Genomic DNA, 14,301 nt, shown 5'->3' on the forward strand with positions numbered 1-14,301 from the left:
CAGCCAATCATTGCCAATTTCATTTTTCCATCATTCCGAAAACTGAAATGATACACAGCACACAATCAAAAATCCCAGCCTCGATCACCTGCTGCCACGCCCGAAAAATATTCTGCCAGACGGGAAATTCCTGATGCAGGGCGAGTTCCCCGATCTGTCTTGCTTTTTCCTGGAAAATGCGGCTGAAAAATTCGAAGTCAGACCAGTAGGTTGGCAGATAATCGCTGCCGGGCGCGGCGTACCGGATTCCCAGCCACAGGATCCCCACTGCTGCCGCCATGCCTGCCGCAGTCATCCATTTCTGACGCGTCCTCCTTCCCCAAGCGATTCCTGCAATCATAAAAATCAGCCCGAGTATGCCGAAATAAATAAAGCATGCTGTCACATGATACAGCTGGCCGTCCATCCTCTGGCCCCCCGAGCTGCCGAATAATGCCTCTATCCGGCTAAATGTCAAATTGGAGGACTGTCCGATTTCCTTTTTCCGCACTGCCGCTCCGTCAAAGCCGCCTCCTGCATTTCCGGTCATTGCCGCTCCTCCGGAGCCAGAATTTCCTCCGGCGGCTAATCCCCCGCCACTTTCTCCGAGTCTAACGTTTTCTCCTGTGGCTGACCCTCCGCCATTTCCTCCATTTCCACCGCTGTCTCCCCCGGAAACTGCCCCTTCTGAAACTGGCTCTCTGCCGGATTTCCCGGAGGGAATCACGCAGATCGCCCGGTCTCCGTCCAGCACTCCCATGATCTGCCATCCTGCTCCATTGATCCGAACCTCCATTCCCAATACATCCTCCGAGCCAAATAATTTCCGAACGGTATCCCGATCCAGGAGGCAGACATGGTCCTCATTTTCCACGAAATATCTTCCGCAGACCAGTTCCTTCCCCAAAACCGCTGCGGTCTGTCCCCTGATCTGATAGCAGGAAACCTTTTGCTTACGCCCGGTCTGTTCCTCTGAAACCGTGATCTCTCGCAGGGATTTCCAGATCCCCGCCTGGGAGAACAGCTCTTTTTGTTTCTCCTCCTCATCTACGTCATTTTGCTCGAACTGCTCCCAGGCGGATGCCGGAAGAGTTCCCTCCGGATAACACAGGGCGATCAGATCCGCATAGTCTTTCAGGAACAGCAGCCGGGACGCCGCGAAAATATTTGCAGAGATAAAAAGCAGCAGCACAAGGAGCATATATCTGTGTTTTTGAAGCATCTCCTTCATTCTTTGATCCGAACCCGTTCTCCTTCCTCTACATATTTTTCTGATGAAGCAATGATCTGGTCTGATTCTTTCAGAGTGGAAGTGACTGCCGCCTTCTGCGCGTCCTTTTCCAATACGGTTACAGGAATCCGCTTTGCAGTCTGCACCGTTCCCAGCATGTTTTTTTCTTCCAAAAGGATCAGGCAGAATGCCCCGGCAGTGTCCTCCCGCAGCGCGCTGAGCGGAATGATCTGCTCGTATTCCTGATCCGAGGCGGCATTCACATTCCAGGTAAATGTATTTCCATTTTCTGCCGCAGTATTTTCCGGCAGGCGGGCATACCAGCAGAACTGCAGGGACCCGGAATCTGATCCGCTTCCTCCTGCTCCGCCTTCCGAACCTTCGGATCGCTCCGCCGAGACAGACTCAATCCTTACCGTTCTCTTCTTCCCCGCGCCCAGACGGATCTCAGCTTCCGTCCCAGCCTTCAGCTTCTCTTTATCCTTCGCATCCGCAAATCCCTTCAGCTTCCAGCCCCCGATACCAGTTACCATAACCTCCGCGCCTGTGGTAAATGTCCCTGTCTGCACACCGGACATTAAGACGGTACAGTCCTCCTCTGCGCAGATCCTTCCGCCTGCGTTCTGATAGGCGGTCAGTTCCTCCAATTCCCGCCTTGCCTTATCAGCCTGCACATGCAAAGACTGGACGCCCAGCTGCGCAGACTGGATGGAATTGGCTTCATTGGTATTCTGGGCGGAATCCTCTTTTAATGCAAACTGATACTCTGTCCGGGCCTGGTCGGCAGCCTGCCGAGCCGCTTCCACATCTGCCTGAGCCTGCTCCAGCGCTGCTTTCAACTCCTGCTGCCGGGATGAGATATCACTGGAATTGTCCGGGAGCACGTTCCCTGGATCCTCTTCGGAATTGTCGGGATCCTGAATACCAGGCATCTCTTCAGACGTTTCTGGATTTCGGCCTCCAATTACTCCTCCAGATTGACCCGCACTCTCCCCGAACCGTCCACTGGATACTCCGGCCAACCCGCTTCCGTCAAACTGATCATATTCCTCCCGCGCCTTCATTTCCTTCTCCTGGGCATCTTCCAGCTTCTTCTGCGCATCCTCCAGATTTTGGAGCGCCCTCTCCGCCGACGACACCCGCACGGTTCCCCTGGCCGCAATCTCCTGCTGCCGCACCTGGATCTCCAATTGCGCCAGCTCTGCCTGCTTGCTCCGGATGGTCTGCTGTAGATATTCCATACGGAATTGGATCAGGCATTCCCCGGCCTTCACCGCGCTTCCTGTCTCCGCCGCCCATTCTACCTGCTGGCCCGCCCATAAAAATATGGTTTTTTCCTGTTCCGGCACTACAGTCCCATTTCCGCCGTAAGAGTACGACAGCTTCCCTCGCCCCAGCTTTTCTACCTGAACCTGGGCCACCAGCACGGATGCCGCTGCCCTGGAAAGAATGGTACAGATTATCATCATGATCAGGAATCCGGCCAGCACCCATGCTCTCCGTTTTATTTTTCTGTCCAAATCCGCAAATCCTCCTACTGTTTTTGGCTTACCTACTCTCCGCTTTTTTCAGCTTACCCGCCCTCTCCATTCCGGATGCCGCGATTCCCTGCTCCAGATATTCCTGGCCTGACAAAAATAAGAGCACTGCCGGGAGCAGCGTTACGATGGATGCGGCAAACACGGAGGCCGTCTCTGCGCTGACCATCTGAGGCAGATACAGAGAAAGTGGCCACCTCGCCTCTGTTTTCAGATAGGTCATCGGCTGCTCGATGGCATTCCAGTATTCCAGAAATCCCAGGATCAGGATGGAAAATATTCCCGGCATCCCGAGGGGAAGCCCGATATTCAGAAAAATCCGCACATTTCCCGCGCCGTCCAGTCTGGCCGCCTCCACCACTTCCCCGGGAAGCCCGGCAAATGTTTTCCGCAGGATGAACACCGGCAGCGTGGAAAATATTCCCGGAAGGATGACCGCCCAGTGGGTGTCCATGAGCCGCACCCCGCTTAAGACCAGGTAGCCCGAAACCATAGTCACCTGAAAGGGCAGGATCATCAGCAGCATATACAAAAACCAGAGCATTTTTTTCCCGGGAAACCGGAATCTCGCAAATGCCCATGCCGCAGGAACCGCGGTCAAAAGCTGCCCTGCCAGCACGCCCATCGTCTGCAGCATGGAATTCCAGAACGCGGTAAAATATTCCGGAGAATCCAGCAGCAGGCGGACATAGGCCCTCAGTGTCGGATAACTTGGAAAAAAGCGGAATCCGGCCCTTTCTCCCTGACCCGCAAGCACGGCTCCGCAGATCTCCTCCAGCTCCCGGCTTCCCATCAGGGAATCCGAGCACAGCATCAGCAGAGGCAGCACCATGATTCCGGCAAATGTACATAACAGGATCCATACTGCCCATTTTGCGGCCCTGTGCTTCCCTTTTTCCGCCAAATCCGTCACCTTCCCTTACACATCATTTTAAAGCACTTGCCATGCGAGAAACATCCTACGCTTTCTGATCCGGCAGCCATCTTACCTCTCTTCATCCGTCCCCGCCTCCCGTTCTCCGAAATCCGAACAGTACTGCCCCCGTACCGATCACCAGCATAACCGCAGCCGCAGTCATTTTCTGGATATCCAGATTGACGAACCAGTTGTTGAACAGATGCTGCAGCATATAAATGCTTTCATGCGGATATTCGCCTGCCAGCAGGTAGGCTTCCCGGAACACCCGAAATGCATTGACAAAAGAAAGCAGCGCCGTAACGAACAGTGTTTCCTTTAGCTGGGGCAGCGTGATATAGCGAAAACAGGCCCATGCCCCGGCTCCCTGCACCTTCGCGGCCTCGTACTGCTCTTCCGGGATGGCCCCCAGCCCGGCCAGCCAGAGGATCATGTCATATCCCAGGTTTTTCCAGATATAACAGGCCGACAGCACCCAGAACGCCCGCCCGGAGGTAAGCCAGTCCTGCCCGGCCAGCCCCATCTGCCGCAGGAGCAGATTCAGCCAGCCCTTCTGGTCAAACAGCATTCGGAAAAAGATAACCACGGATGCTGCCGGAATCGCCATAGGCATAAGAAATCCAGTCTTGATCCACCTTTGAAAATGAGTGACCTGGCAGACCAGGACCGCCATGCACAGGGACAATGCCAGCAGGATGGGAAGGCAGAACAGCATAAACCGGGCCGTATTGCCCGCCGCCCGGCGAAATGCTTCGTTGGTCAGGACCTGACGGTAATTTTCCATCCCCACAAATCCGCTTCCAACGGCCCGCAAAAAGGATCTCCGGAATACATCCAGAAACGGAATCAGGACAAAGATGCCTGTACCCAGGAGGCTGGGAAGCAGGAAGAGATATCCGCTCCATGCCTCCCTCAATTCCCGATAGGAGAGTCCTCTGCTCCCGGATTTTCCCAGATGTCGGCCGGGCAGACCTCTGCTCCCCGATTCTCCTGAACTTTGCCGGTACAGCGCATCCCGACATCGTATGTACCGGTGCGGCATCTTCTCACTCCGCAAGGTAGGTATCCACCTTCCGGGCGATATTTTCCGCTGCTGTTTCTGCATCACTCTCGCCTCCCAGATATTGATCTGCTTCCTCCTGATACAGATTCCAGATGATCCGCTCCTGCTCCGCCGGCCTGGTCAATGTGCCGCACATTTCGATAAAGCCTTCCACCTCTTCCACGGTCGGGAAATTGGCTTCCAGTTCCAACTTTTCCCCTTCAAAATTCCAGCTGCTCATCATATAAAAGCTGGATGCGTAGTCACTGTTTACTTCATCTTTTTTATCCTGCAGCGCAGACTCCAAAATCGGAAATCCGTCGTCAAGCTGTGCGGACTGTACCTCCTGGGAAAGCAGATATGTTACAAATTCCTTCGCCGTTTCCATTTGAGCCGTATTCTGGTTGATTCCCACCACTCCAACCGGCTGATAGAATCCCCGGATTGTTTCCGGCGTCAGGCTTTTCTGCCGCATGACCGTATATGGGATCATCATATCAGTAGCGCTGTGAATGCTGGCGGTAGCTGCCCCTTCCGGATGATTGAGGATTCCCTCCGCACCGAGATTGGTAAATGGATCCCTGCTATAGCCTGACTCGTCTTCTCTCAGATTTTCCTCAAACAAGGATGCTTTCGCATTTTCCACAATTTTTCCTGCCAGTTCCAGGAGCTCCGCCAGTTTTTCCTGATCCACCTTGCCGTCCTCTCCAAACAGCTCGTCCTGATAGATCTGGAACAGAAAGTCCCGGATATATTCTCTGTCCGCCAGACCAAACACGCTGGCCTGAGGGTCCTTTTCCAGAAACGCTTTCAGGCTGTCAAAGGATTCCAGTGCTTTTTTTGCATCCTCATTACCATATAAAACGGGTACGCCGAATTTGATCGGAAGCCCGTAAAGCTTTCCGTCCTTTTGAGCGGTATTTTTCAAAATATCTTCCAGATACGTGTCGGCTTCCATGATCTCCTCTGCTGTCTCCGACAGATCCGCAAGGATTCCTTTTTCAATATAGGCATTCATCGGAAGTCCGTCCAGCAGAAGCACATCCGCGCCGTTTCCGCTGAGCAGCTCTGTATTCAGCGTGCGGATATCGTCTGACGTCACTTCCCCGGCCTGTTTTCCGGAGGTGGTAAACTCGACCTTCACGTCCGGATGCTTTTTCTGGAAACCGATGGCTGCCTCGCGGACCGTATCACTGTCCGACAGTCCGAATACCTGCAATGTAGTTTCCGGAACCGCCGCGGCCTCAGGGTCATATACATAGCGTTTTAGGCTGTGGGTGCCTGCTTTTTGCTGATAGTAAAGAATATAAAAATCATCCTCATTTCCCCGGACAGCACCCATAACTTGATTCACAGTGGAGCCCATGGCGCCCAGGCTGCCGTCCATGATCACTTCCTGGGTATCATTTCCCAAGGTAAGCCGGGTAATTCCTTCTTCGGAAATGTAATACCAGTGGTCTTCTCCGCCGCACATCCAAGCCGCGCCTTTCTTTTTTACAGAAAATGTTCCCTGCTGCTCCCGGTTCTTTTCATAGACCGTGTATACATTGTCCTCCGTATTGACCGCTACCATACCATTTCCCTGGAATATGAGCCGGTCCATCATGGAAAGGAGCTGGGATGTCGGAAGTTCTTCCAATACCTCCAGGGTATCTCCGGCAATCACCGCGGCAGTTCCCTCGTAGGGCGACTGCAGCCAGTAATTGCCGGCATCGTCCACGAGCATCCCGGTTATGATGGGGTATCCGATCTCGGCCTGCTCTGTCAGATAAGGAATCTGCAGCTCTTCCCCCTCCTGTCCGTTCCCGCCCCTGGCAATGTGTGTCTGCTCCTCATCCATTCCGCGCACATACTGTACCCCTTCGGCGGTTTCCTGCACTTCCATGGGAATGACCTCACTGTCCGGATAGACCCGGGCGAGCCAGTCCAGAGCGGTCTTGCTCCAGTCCTTCCCGTTGTATTCATAGCGGTTCACCTGGGTATCATTTGCTCTGGTAAAGAGGACCGGCGCTCCGTCCGTTGTCCGGGTGAGGTTCAGAACCTCTTCGCCGTCTGCCAGAGGGAGGTCCATATCATCCTCTATGTAGCGGCCTTTGGCGGATGTACCGCCGGAGGAGCCGTTGGCGCCGGTGCTGTCCTTGCCGTTGTTTCTGCTTCCGGTATCCGCGTCGTTTTTGGAGCAGGCGGTGAGGGAGGCGAGGGCCAGTGTAAGGAATAAGACGGTGGCCAGAAGGCGGCGCAGGTTCTTTTTCTTTATGTAGGAAATTCTTTGATTCATGGGTTGTAGTCTCCTTTCTTCGTAGGTCATTGGGATTCGTCTGACGATCTCCCGATCGGGAATCCCTGCAGATAAGTATACAGGGGATTTCTCAAAAAAACTTTGAAAAGATGGGGGAATTTTTTGAGGTTTTTTTGAGAAATGTCTGGTATACTGTATCTATAGCGGTATAGCATTTGATTCACAGCAGAAACTATGGTATACTCAAGCCACTTGTTAATACATAGCATCCGGTGAAACAGCCATAATGGATGCCCTTGGGGTATAACCTTGTGAAACGGAGAGAGCAGATGCATATTTTAATCATAGAAGACGACCGGGAACTGTGTGAAGCGCTGCGGCTGCAGCTGAATGTCCGGAACCATACCGCGGACTGCTGCCACACCGGAAGCGAGGCGCTCTATCGTGCCATGACGGATGCCTACGACCTGATCCTTCTGGACCGGATGCTTCCGGAGATCGACGGGCTGTCCATCCTGCGTTCCATCCGCCAGAATCATATCACGGTTCCGGTCATCGTGACCACTGCGCTGGATACCATCCATGACCGGATCGACGGCCTAGACTGCGGGGCGGACGACTATCTGGTGAAGCCTTATGCCATTGAGGAGCTTCTGGCCCGCATCCGTGCGCTTTCCAGAAGGCCCCAGGCATTTACGGAATATCAGAGCCTTTCCTATCTGGATATCCGATTCGACCCGGACAATCGTCTTTTAACCTGCGGCGGAGAGGAACGGCAGCTTTCCAGGCGTGAATCGCTGCTGCTGGAATTTTTCCTGCGCAATCCGGAAAAGACACTGGTCCGGGAGCAGATCTTCTCCCGGGTGTGGGGACCGGACGGCGCCGTGGAAGATGGGAACCTGGATACCTATATTTATTTTCTCCGAAAGCATCTGCGCGCCCTGGGGAGCCGGACGGTGATCTCTACGGTGCATGGGCTGGGGTATCGGATGGAGGGAGTTTGATGTTTCCAAAGCTTGAAAAAAAATTTGTGATTCTTTATACTCTGAGTACCGGACTGATCCTAAGCGTGATCCTTGCGGCAGCTTTCCTGTTCTTTCTCTCATCCCAGGACAGCCGCCGGAAATCCATTTTTCAGGATCAGCTTTTTACCTTGATGTCCCGGCTGCAGACCGACTCTGTATTTTCTGATTCCTATCTGGCGCAATTAGAACAGAAACACCAGCTCGCTATTTATATAGAAGAAAATGATTCGCCGTTCTTTTTCCCAGGCTCTTACGTGACACGAACGGAACGTGAGAAATTATTCGAGTGCGCCGAAGACCTGGCTGCAAAGGAAGGGATCTTCCCGCATTCCCATCCCATTTCCTCAAATCTTCTGCAGAGTTCTCTGCTGGAGATCCGTGGAGAAGCACGGGACATTTATCTTGGAAATGTTCTGGTCATCCAGACCGCCGGCGGGTATAAAAAGCTGATCCTGCTGCAGGATATTTCCGGGAACCGGGCGCTGGTTATGAGAACTCTCCTTTTTTATATTTTGATCGGCTGTATCGGAATCCTGCTTCTCTTCCTGACCGGGCGCTGGTTCGTCCGCCGGTCTCTGAAGCCTCTGGAGGAGACTTACCAAAAACAGCAGGATTTTGTGGCCGCTGCTTCCCATGAGCTGCGCTCCCCCCTTGCGGTCATTCGGAGTACCGCTGACGCAGTTGCCGACGCGCCCAAGGAACAGGAGAAGCTCTTGGAGGTGATTCGAAAGGAATGCCAGAGAGGAAGCTCGCTTGTGAAAAACCTGCTGCTTCTGGCCACGGCGGATCAAAAGCAATGGGCTGTGAGGAAAGAATATTTTGAGATTGATGAAATGCTGCTGAATCTCCTGGAGGTGTATGAACCTCTCTGTGTGTCGAGAAACGGGAAGCTGTTGCTGGAATTGCCGGAGGAGCCGATTCCGAAGGTACTGGCTGACCCGGAATTGTGCCGGCAGATTTTTACCATATTGCTGGATAACGCAGTGGCTTATGGGCTGGGTGGAGAAGAGGCGGAGGATGTGGGAATGGATCGTGACTGCGCGACCGGCGAGGACGACAAAATGGAGCAGGTTCCCAAAGCAGCGCCAAGGTGTGGAAATGCCGTGAGAATCGCACTGCGTATGGAGCAGCTCCCCGCAGCATCGCTGAAGCGTGAAAATGCCGGGAGGATTGTGCTGCGGGCGGAGTATCGGCCTCCTTCTGTTATGGTGTATGTGATCGATCATGGGCCGGGGATTCCGGATGCGGAGAAGAAACTGGTTTTTGACCGATTTTACAGGCAGGATCCGTCCCGCAGACAGAAGGAGCATTTTGGCCTGGGGCTGTCGGTCGCGGCGAAGCTTGCGGAGATACAGGGGATTGAGGTGAGTCTGGAAGATACGGAAGGCGGGGGGAGTACGTTTCGGGTTACTGTCCACACAGTGTCGCGCACTCGCTGTACGGCAACCGGCCAATACAGTGATGGGGCTTTTTCTGTGATATGATATGGGTGTCAATTTATTTCCCAGGCCCCGGCGCTTTGGTAAAAGCCTGAATATGGATATGCTGAAAACGTTCTTTAAAATTGATACGAATCCTTTTTTTACCGGACTGAATCATTTTAAGGTATACTCCATTTCGGATACTGAGTATACAAGGATTTCCTTATGAATCTATCCGTGCGGTACTCGGTCGTACCGATCCTAATGCTGTTAAAAAAGCAAGGCACCGTGAGTAGTAACGGTTCCCATCACAATGCCTTTTTCAGCCCGATATAAATGCCCACAAAACAAGTATATGGTTTAATGATGGTTTCAAAGTGCTGCCTGTCGCCGAGAGCAAATTTATTATCTGCCGCAAGCCAATCGTCCCACGCCTGGCGAAAGCAATCCATTTCCCAGGTTTTCACCGACTCGATCCGATCGCTTCTGCCGATGAGTTCTTTCCATTGCTTTGGACTTTTAAACATATAACTCTCATCTCCAAGCCAATTGAAAAGATACTCTTCGGCTCTTCCTGTATATTCATCTTTCAGACCGGGAATCCCGATCAAAACCACTCCATTATCTTTCAAAAACGGCAAAAGCTTTTCCTGAAAAAATCCCTTGCTTCCCGCAAAATAATGATAGGAGTCAATACTGATCAGAGCACGGAACTGCTTTTTTTCAAAATGAAGATCATTCGCGTCTTCACAAACAGGCGTGATCTGCTCTCCAACACTCCATTCAGCAAAGCGTTTCCCATTTTCTTCCGCGCTTACCCATAGATCATCTGCGAAAACTCTCGCTCCGGTCTCCTTCGCAATGATAAGACTTGTCAGTCCCGTCCCGCATCCCAGGTCGAGGACCACATCATCCGGATGAAGCCGCAGCGGATATTTATGGAACAGCTCTTCTAATATCCTTACGCTGTTTGGCCCCATCATAGTTTCTGCCGAAATATATTCCTTATAGTCATCCGTTTTCATATGCCTTGCTCCTTTTCAATGATCATTCCTCACACTTCACAACTTTTTTATCCGTCTTTATCAGCTCTCTCTTATCTGTACCGTCCGGCACAAATCTGAATACGACAAATTCTGTTATTTCATCCGTATCATTTTCAAACGTATGGATACTGTGAAAGGCCCTTACAATATCATTTTTTACCGCATAACAGGATTTTTCAATTCCATTGCGCTCTACATATTTACACAGTAATTTTCCCTTAGTGATCAAAATATTTTCGTCGATTTTTTCATGGAAATGCCACTCCTGGACCGTATGCGGCATAATCCTGTTTAAATGAATTTCCGCCTCAATAACCTGTGATATATATTCAATTGGAATTTATTTATCGCTTTTTCTTGCTTTATACCAAATGCCGAGGCAGCCTCCTAAAGCTATTATATACAGGCCTATAAGCGCAGCAAGTGTTATACCAGCAGGATTTGTCAACTTATATACCGGATAAAATGAAGCAACAATAAATATTGGTATTACAATTCCATATATCGCTCTTTTTCTAGTGGATAAATATACATGAGTCCCCAATAACAACATCATAAGTAAATAGGATGTTAGTTCTGTAATATCAAATCCACCAGTAAGCAATCTCATAATATACAGAATTATCATAGCAATTACAAAGCATATAAACGTTGTCATAAGCAAGCCCTTTCTATTTCATAAATCCCGATTTTGAAGCTAAAACTCATACCTGATTCTTTCCTTAAGTTTTTGCGACATGTTAATTGTTCGCTCTCAAACGTCGAAGGCTTATTGTTGATGTTCAATAATCCATTGTAAGATTTCTTTTTCACCAATATCACCAGACGCCAGTGCAAGGATCACATCACTTAGCTCCTTTTGGGAAACGGATTATTTAACGCCAAATCCAGCATTCCTTCATCACGAATACCATCACTTCCTCCAGTGGCTTTTATTAAGCTTGCATGAAGCTTTAGCACCTGTTCTTTGCTTAAAATATTCATTTTGCAAGAACCTCGTATGCTTCCGTATTCTGTTTTATTAACCGTTCAGATATTGAAAACGCATCTTCATTACTGGTAATTTTTTCTTTTTCCGCTTTACTGAAATCAATCACCAAATCTCTGGGCACATTATTTTTCAGAATAACTGCCGTTCCATGTTCGTCAACTACTCTGGCTACTTTTGAAAAATTTCCAGCTGTGCGGTTAGATACTCCAAGGAGCATCCAACCCACTTATATTATATATAAATTCTAGCTGGAAAACAACCTATTTTTCATTTTTGATTTCTGCAAATTTCAGTCTGTTGCTCCAGATATTCCTTATTGGGGAATTTGTATCAATCCTTTTTAAAAATGCCAATATTTCTGTATTCCGGCATTACAAAAACAAGTGTTATTCGCTTGGTTACACCATATTCGTGTTTATCAATTTCCATTTTCCGCCGCAGTGTTCTCCGGCAGGCGGGCATACCAGCAGAATTGAAGAGACTGAGAAGAAGAACCGCTTTCCCCTGCTCCGTTTCCCGAACCTGCCGCCCGCTCTGCGGCGATGGACTCAATCCACACTGTTTTCTTCTTTCCTGCCCCCAGACGAATCTCTGCTTCCACTCCGGCTTTTAACTTTTCCTTGTCTTTTGCGTCCGCATAACCTTTCAGTTTCCAGCCCCCGCTTCCTGTCACCATCAGGGCAAAGTATCTGCATCCCCATGTTGAGGTGTCTGTGATCGACTATGGACCTGGGATTCCGGATGGAGAGAAGCGGTTAATTTTTGACCGGTTTTACAGGCAGGATCCGTCCCGCAGGCAGAAGGAGTATTTCGGGCTGGGGTTGTCTGTTGCGGCGAAGCTGGCGGAGATACAGGGGGTTGAGCTGGATGTGAGGGATACGGAAGGCGGAGGAAGTATGTTTCGGGTTACGACTGAATGTAAACAATTGTAATGATACTTTTTCTGTGATATGATATGAAAATAGAAGGGAGGATGCTGTTCCTATGGAAACGAAGAAGAAGCTTCCAATCGGTATTGAATTCTTTCAGGATTTTATTATAGAAAACTATTATTATGTGGACAAAACCGGTTTGATCCGCGACTTGATAAACACCAGAGGCAGCGTCAATTTATTTACAAGGCCCCGGCGAGTAGATGATTCATCATTGTGGAATTAAAAATAGAGGAGTCTTTTCCTGCAGCTATAAATAGAGTAAAAAGCATAATAATATTTACCAAGAGGAATGAATCGTGTGGTATCATAATATGTGAAGAATACGTATAAAAGAGAGGTTTTGAGTCAATGTTCAGACTAGTATGTTTTGATGAGGATATATCCCGGAAAGCTGATTGGATTTATCTCTGCAAGACCGCCGGCCATACGGTCGCAGAGGGTCTGCGTTTTACCTATAAGCCAGAAAGTCTGGACGAAACGGATATTCTGGGAATACTGTGTGCTCACTTTCCGCCGCATTTCTTTCAGGTTTTTTCCTCTTTTGTAGGTATGAAGGATGACACAAAAGCAGGGATACAATTTATAAGGCATAAAGTGAAACGTATGATCCAGAAGATGGAAGATCCGGAAAAGGATTATACCTTTGACGTATTTGAAGAAGTGTTATTTGCCGTTGCTATTAGCTTTGTACGGGATGATATTGATTTTAGAAAAAGCATAAAGTTAGATGTAAGCTATCCATTTTTAGAAAAAGAAAGAGAAAAGAATGTAATTGTGGAACTAGTAGAGCGATTTGGATATAGATTTCCCAAAGCAAAAAGAATGGCGCAAAAGGTAGTTCGCTTCCATGAAATGCTTTTGAAAGAAGATGAGGATAGTAATTTATTTTTCTGGGATTTGGATTATTGTGTGTTTTTTGGGAAAACGTTTATTGATGGCATCCATATGCTTGAGAGTTTTTCAGGTGAACAAAGCGGCTATGGTTACGATTATGCCTGTGGTATCTTTACAGATATAGGAATGAAAGCGCCTTTGAGACTGGTCGGAACCAGGGCGGCAAATGAGGCCGCAAATGAAGTCTCGCGAAAAAAAGTCATGGCCTCTATTGATAAGCTGTTCCATGGTGATTTGTATAATGACGTATAAGATGCGCATTTGGAAATATTTCAAAAACGAAAGGACGTGACCATATGCCATTCCCCAAAAAACAACAGATTTATTCATCCGATGATTATTGGAGCCTTCCGGACGGCCAGCGCGCAGAGCTGATCGACGGTCAGCTGTATGCTATGGCTCCGCCAGATTTTATTCATCAAAAATTATTGAGCGAACTTCAATATACCATTCTCAATTATGTGAAATCTAAAAAGGGAATATGTGAAGTTATTCCCGCGCCTTTTGCTGTAAATTTAAACGCAGATGACAGAACCTGGGTGGAACCTGATATTTCTGTGATTTGCGATAAAAATAAAATCGACAATAGAGGCTGCTGCGGGGCGCCAGACTGGATTATTGAGATTGTCTCCCCCACCACCCAGAAGATGGATTATGGCATTAAGCTTTTTAAATACCGTACCGCCGGTGTCCGAGAATATTGGATTGTGAATCCTATGACACATACGGTAAACGTTTATGATTTTGAACATGAAGAAAAAACCGGGCAATACCATTTTAATGAAGACATTTCCGTATGTATTTATTCGGATTTGGTGATTCATGTTGCGGAATTCTTATAAAGCGGAAAATGGATAAACGAATTACGATATACCATGGTTCAGAAAAAGACATAGAATGGCCGGTGTTCGGAAAAGGAAAGAAGATATTTATTATTCGTTGTACTAGTGTAGCGTCTCAATCATTTTTTTAGTAATAAACTAATTTTTGTGGTGTTCCCTGCATCAATCATGCTTCATACAGGGAGCACCGGATAGTTCAAAA

General features: G+C 49.1%; 16 protein-coding genes and 2 pseudogenes. 7 read left to right on the forward strand and 11 right to left on the reverse strand.

Going from position 1 to position 14,301, the window contains the following annotated elements:
* Nucleotides 1-19: 19 nt before the first annotated feature.
* From ACTOY7_RS06260 to ACTOY7_RS06280, 5 genes are all read right to left on the reverse strand, one after another.
* The gene (locus tag ACTOY7_RS06260; protein ID WP_482671443.1) at nt 20-1,201 is read right to left on the reverse strand and encodes an ABC transporter permease; all 1,182 of its coding nucleotides are present in this window, start codon (nt 1,199-1,201) and stop codon (nt 20-22) included.
* Between the two features lie 5 nt (nt 1,202-1,206).
* Nucleotides 1,207-2,730 carry an efflux RND transporter periplasmic adaptor subunit gene (locus ACTOY7_RS06265; RefSeq protein WP_482671442.1) on the reverse strand — a complete coding sequence of 508 codons (1,524 nt, stop codon included), beginning with the start codon at nt 2,728-2,730 and terminating at the stop codon, nt 1,207-1,209.
* Nucleotides 2,731-2,758: 28 nt separating this feature from the next.
* On the reverse strand, nt 2,759-3,580 hold the full coding sequence (locus ACTOY7_RS06270) for a carbohydrate ABC transporter permease (RefSeq protein WP_482671450.1): 822 nt from the start codon (nt 3,578-3,580) through the stop codon (nt 2,759-2,761).
* Nucleotides 3,581-3,743: 163 nt separating this feature from the next.
* The gene (locus tag ACTOY7_RS06275) at nt 3,744-4,769 is read right to left on the reverse strand and encodes a carbohydrate ABC transporter permease (RefSeq protein WP_394683790.1); all 1,026 of its coding nucleotides are present in this window, start codon (nt 4,767-4,769) and stop codon (nt 3,744-3,746) included.
* Entirely contained in the window at nt 4,711-6,984 is a 2,274-nt protein-coding gene (locus ACTOY7_RS06280; protein ID WP_482671441.1) for an ABC transporter substrate-binding protein, read from the reverse strand. Before ACTOY7_RS06280 ends, ACTOY7_RS06275 begins: the two co-directional genes overlap by 59 nt.
* 290 nt (nt 6,985-7,274) lie before the next feature.
* Between ACTOY7_RS06280 and ACTOY7_RS06285 the strand changes: the two genes are divergently transcribed.
* The 3 genes and pseudogenes from ACTOY7_RS06285 to ACTOY7_RS06295 form a co-directional block, all read left to right on the forward strand.
* A complete protein-coding gene (locus tag ACTOY7_RS06285) occupies nt 7,275-7,949 on the forward strand; it encodes a response regulator transcription factor (RefSeq protein WP_160282726.1) in 675 nt (224 codons plus the stop codon).
* On the forward strand, nt 7,949-9,454 hold the full coding sequence (locus ACTOY7_RS06290) for a sensor histidine kinase (protein ID WP_482671440.1): 1,506 nt from the start codon (nt 7,949-7,951) through the stop codon (nt 9,452-9,454). Before ACTOY7_RS06285 ends, ACTOY7_RS06290 begins: the two co-directional genes overlap by 1 nt.
* Nucleotide 9,455: 1 nt before the next feature.
* A pseudogene (locus tag ACTOY7_RS06295) lies at nt 9,456-9,563 on the forward strand (AAA family ATPase); the annotation flags it as partial.
* A 136-nt stretch (nt 9,564-9,699) separates the two neighbouring features.
* Here the strand turns inward: ACTOY7_RS06295 and ACTOY7_RS06300 are convergent.
* The 6 genes from ACTOY7_RS06300 to ACTOY7_RS06325 all read right to left on the reverse strand — a co-directional run bounded on the left by ACTOY7_RS06300 (nt 9,700) and on the right by ACTOY7_RS06325 (nt 12,104).
* Entirely contained in the window at nt 9,700-10,416 is a 717-nt protein-coding gene (locus ACTOY7_RS06300) for an SAM-dependent methyltransferase (protein WP_482671439.1), read from the reverse strand.
* A gap of 22 nt (nt 10,417-10,438) precedes the next feature.
* Nucleotides 10,439-10,720 (reverse strand): cupin domain-containing protein, encoded by a 282-nt coding sequence (locus ACTOY7_RS06305; protein WP_482671438.1) that lies wholly within the window; start codon nt 10,718-10,720, stop codon nt 10,439-10,441.
* 57 nt (nt 10,721-10,777) lie between these two features.
* Entirely contained in the window at nt 10,778-11,095 is a 318-nt protein-coding gene (locus ACTOY7_RS06310; RefSeq protein ID WP_482671437.1) for a hypothetical protein, read from the reverse strand.
* Nucleotides 11,096-11,286: 191 nt separating this feature from the next.
* Entirely contained in the window at nt 11,287-11,421 is a 135-nt protein-coding gene (locus tag ACTOY7_RS06315; RefSeq protein WP_482671436.1) for a cell filamentation protein Fic, read from the reverse strand.
* Nucleotides 11,418-11,645, reverse strand: a complete 228-nt coding sequence (locus ACTOY7_RS06320; RefSeq protein WP_482671435.1) for a type II toxin-antitoxin system Phd/YefM family antitoxin — start codon at nt 11,643-11,645, stop codon at nt 11,418-11,420. The genes ACTOY7_RS06315 and ACTOY7_RS06320 overlap by 4 nt, the downstream gene beginning before the upstream one ends.
* Before the next feature lie 201 nt (nt 11,646-11,846).
* Nucleotides 11,847-12,104 (reverse strand): hypothetical protein, encoded by a 258-nt coding sequence (locus ACTOY7_RS06325; RefSeq protein ID WP_482671434.1) that lies wholly within the window; start codon nt 12,102-12,104, stop codon nt 11,847-11,849.
* A gap of 37 nt (nt 12,105-12,141) precedes the next feature.
* Here ACTOY7_RS06325 and ACTOY7_RS06330 point away from each other — a divergent pair, with 37 nt between their 5' ends.
* From ACTOY7_RS06330 to ACTOY7_RS06345, 4 genes and pseudogenes are all read left to right on the forward strand, one after another.
* Nucleotides 12,142-12,360 (forward strand): sensor histidine kinase, encoded by a 219-nt coding sequence (locus tag ACTOY7_RS06330; RefSeq protein ID WP_482671433.1) that lies wholly within the window; start codon nt 12,142-12,144, stop codon nt 12,358-12,360.
* A gap of 52 nt (nt 12,361-12,412) precedes the next feature.
* Nucleotides 12,413-12,571: pseudogene (locus tag ACTOY7_RS06335) on the forward strand (AAA family ATPase); the annotation flags it as partial.
* A gap of 140 nt (nt 12,572-12,711) precedes the next feature.
* Nucleotides 12,712-13,509, forward strand: coding sequence for a hypothetical protein (locus ACTOY7_RS06340; RefSeq protein WP_482671432.1), 798 nt, complete (start codon nt 12,712-12,714; stop codon nt 13,507-13,509).
* Between the two features lie 44 nt (nt 13,510-13,553).
* Nucleotides 13,554-14,099: a Uma2 family endonuclease gene (locus ACTOY7_RS06345; protein WP_482672005.1), complete on the forward strand. Its 546-nt coding sequence runs from the start codon at nt 13,554-13,556 to the stop codon at nt 14,097-14,099.
* The last annotated feature ends 202 nt before the right edge of the window (nt 14,100-14,301 follow it).

This window comes from Schaedlerella sp. (genome assembly GCF_056796775.1).

What these genes read in the sequence shown, in the direction of transcription:
- ACTOY7_RS06260 (WP_482671443.1), bottom strand. Translation starts at nt 1,201, where the DNA reads ATGCTTCAAAAACACAGATATATGCTCCTTGTGCTGCTGCTTTTTATC.
- ACTOY7_RS06270 (WP_482671450.1), bottom strand. Translation starts at nt 3,580, where the DNA reads ATGGTGCTGCCTCTGCTGATGCTGTGCTCGGATTCCCTGATGGGAAGC.
- ACTOY7_RS06275 (WP_394683790.1), bottom strand. Translation starts at nt 4,769, where the DNA reads ATGCAGAAACAGCAGCGGAAAATATCGCCCGGAAGGTGGATACCTACC.
- ACTOY7_RS06280 (WP_482671441.1), bottom strand. Translation starts at nt 6,984, where the DNA reads ATGAATCAAAGAATTTCCTACATAAAGAAAAAGAACCTGCGCCGCCTT.
- ACTOY7_RS06285 (WP_160282726.1), top strand. Translation starts at nt 7,275, where the DNA reads ATGCATATTTTAATCATAGAAGACGACCGGGAACTGTGTGAAGCGCTG.
- ACTOY7_RS06290 (WP_482671440.1), top strand. Translation starts at nt 7,949, where the DNA reads ATGTTTCCAAAGCTTGAAAAAAAATTTGTGATTCTTTATACTCTGAGT.
- ACTOY7_RS06300 (WP_482671439.1), bottom strand. Translation starts at nt 10,416, where the DNA reads ATGAAAACGGATGACTATAAGGAATATATTTCGGCAGAAACTATGATG.
- ACTOY7_RS06305 (WP_482671438.1), bottom strand. Translation starts at nt 10,720, where the DNA reads ATGCCGCATACGGTCCAGGAGTGGCATTTCCATGAAAAAATCGACGAA.
- ACTOY7_RS06310 (WP_482671437.1), bottom strand. Translation starts at nt 11,095, where the DNA reads ATGACAACGTTTATATGCTTTGTAATTGCTATGATAATTCTGTATATT.
- ACTOY7_RS06315 (WP_482671436.1), bottom strand. Translation starts at nt 11,421, where the DNA reads ATGAATATTTTAAGCAAAGAACAGGTGCTAAAGCTTCATGCAAGCTTA.
- ACTOY7_RS06320 (WP_482671435.1), bottom strand. Translation starts at nt 11,645, where the DNA reads ATGCTCCTTGGAGTATCTAACCGCACAGCTGGAAATTTTTCAAAAGTA.
- ACTOY7_RS06325 (WP_482671434.1), bottom strand. Translation starts at nt 12,104, where the DNA reads ATGGTGACAGGAAGCGGGGGCTGGAAACTGAAAGGTTATGCGGACGCA.
- ACTOY7_RS06340 (WP_482671432.1), top strand. Translation starts at nt 12,712, where the DNA reads ATGTTCAGACTAGTATGTTTTGATGAGGATATATCCCGGAAAGCTGAT.
- ACTOY7_RS06345 (WP_482672005.1), top strand. Translation starts at nt 13,554, where the DNA reads ATGCCATTCCCCAAAAAACAACAGATTTATTCATCCGATGATTATTGG.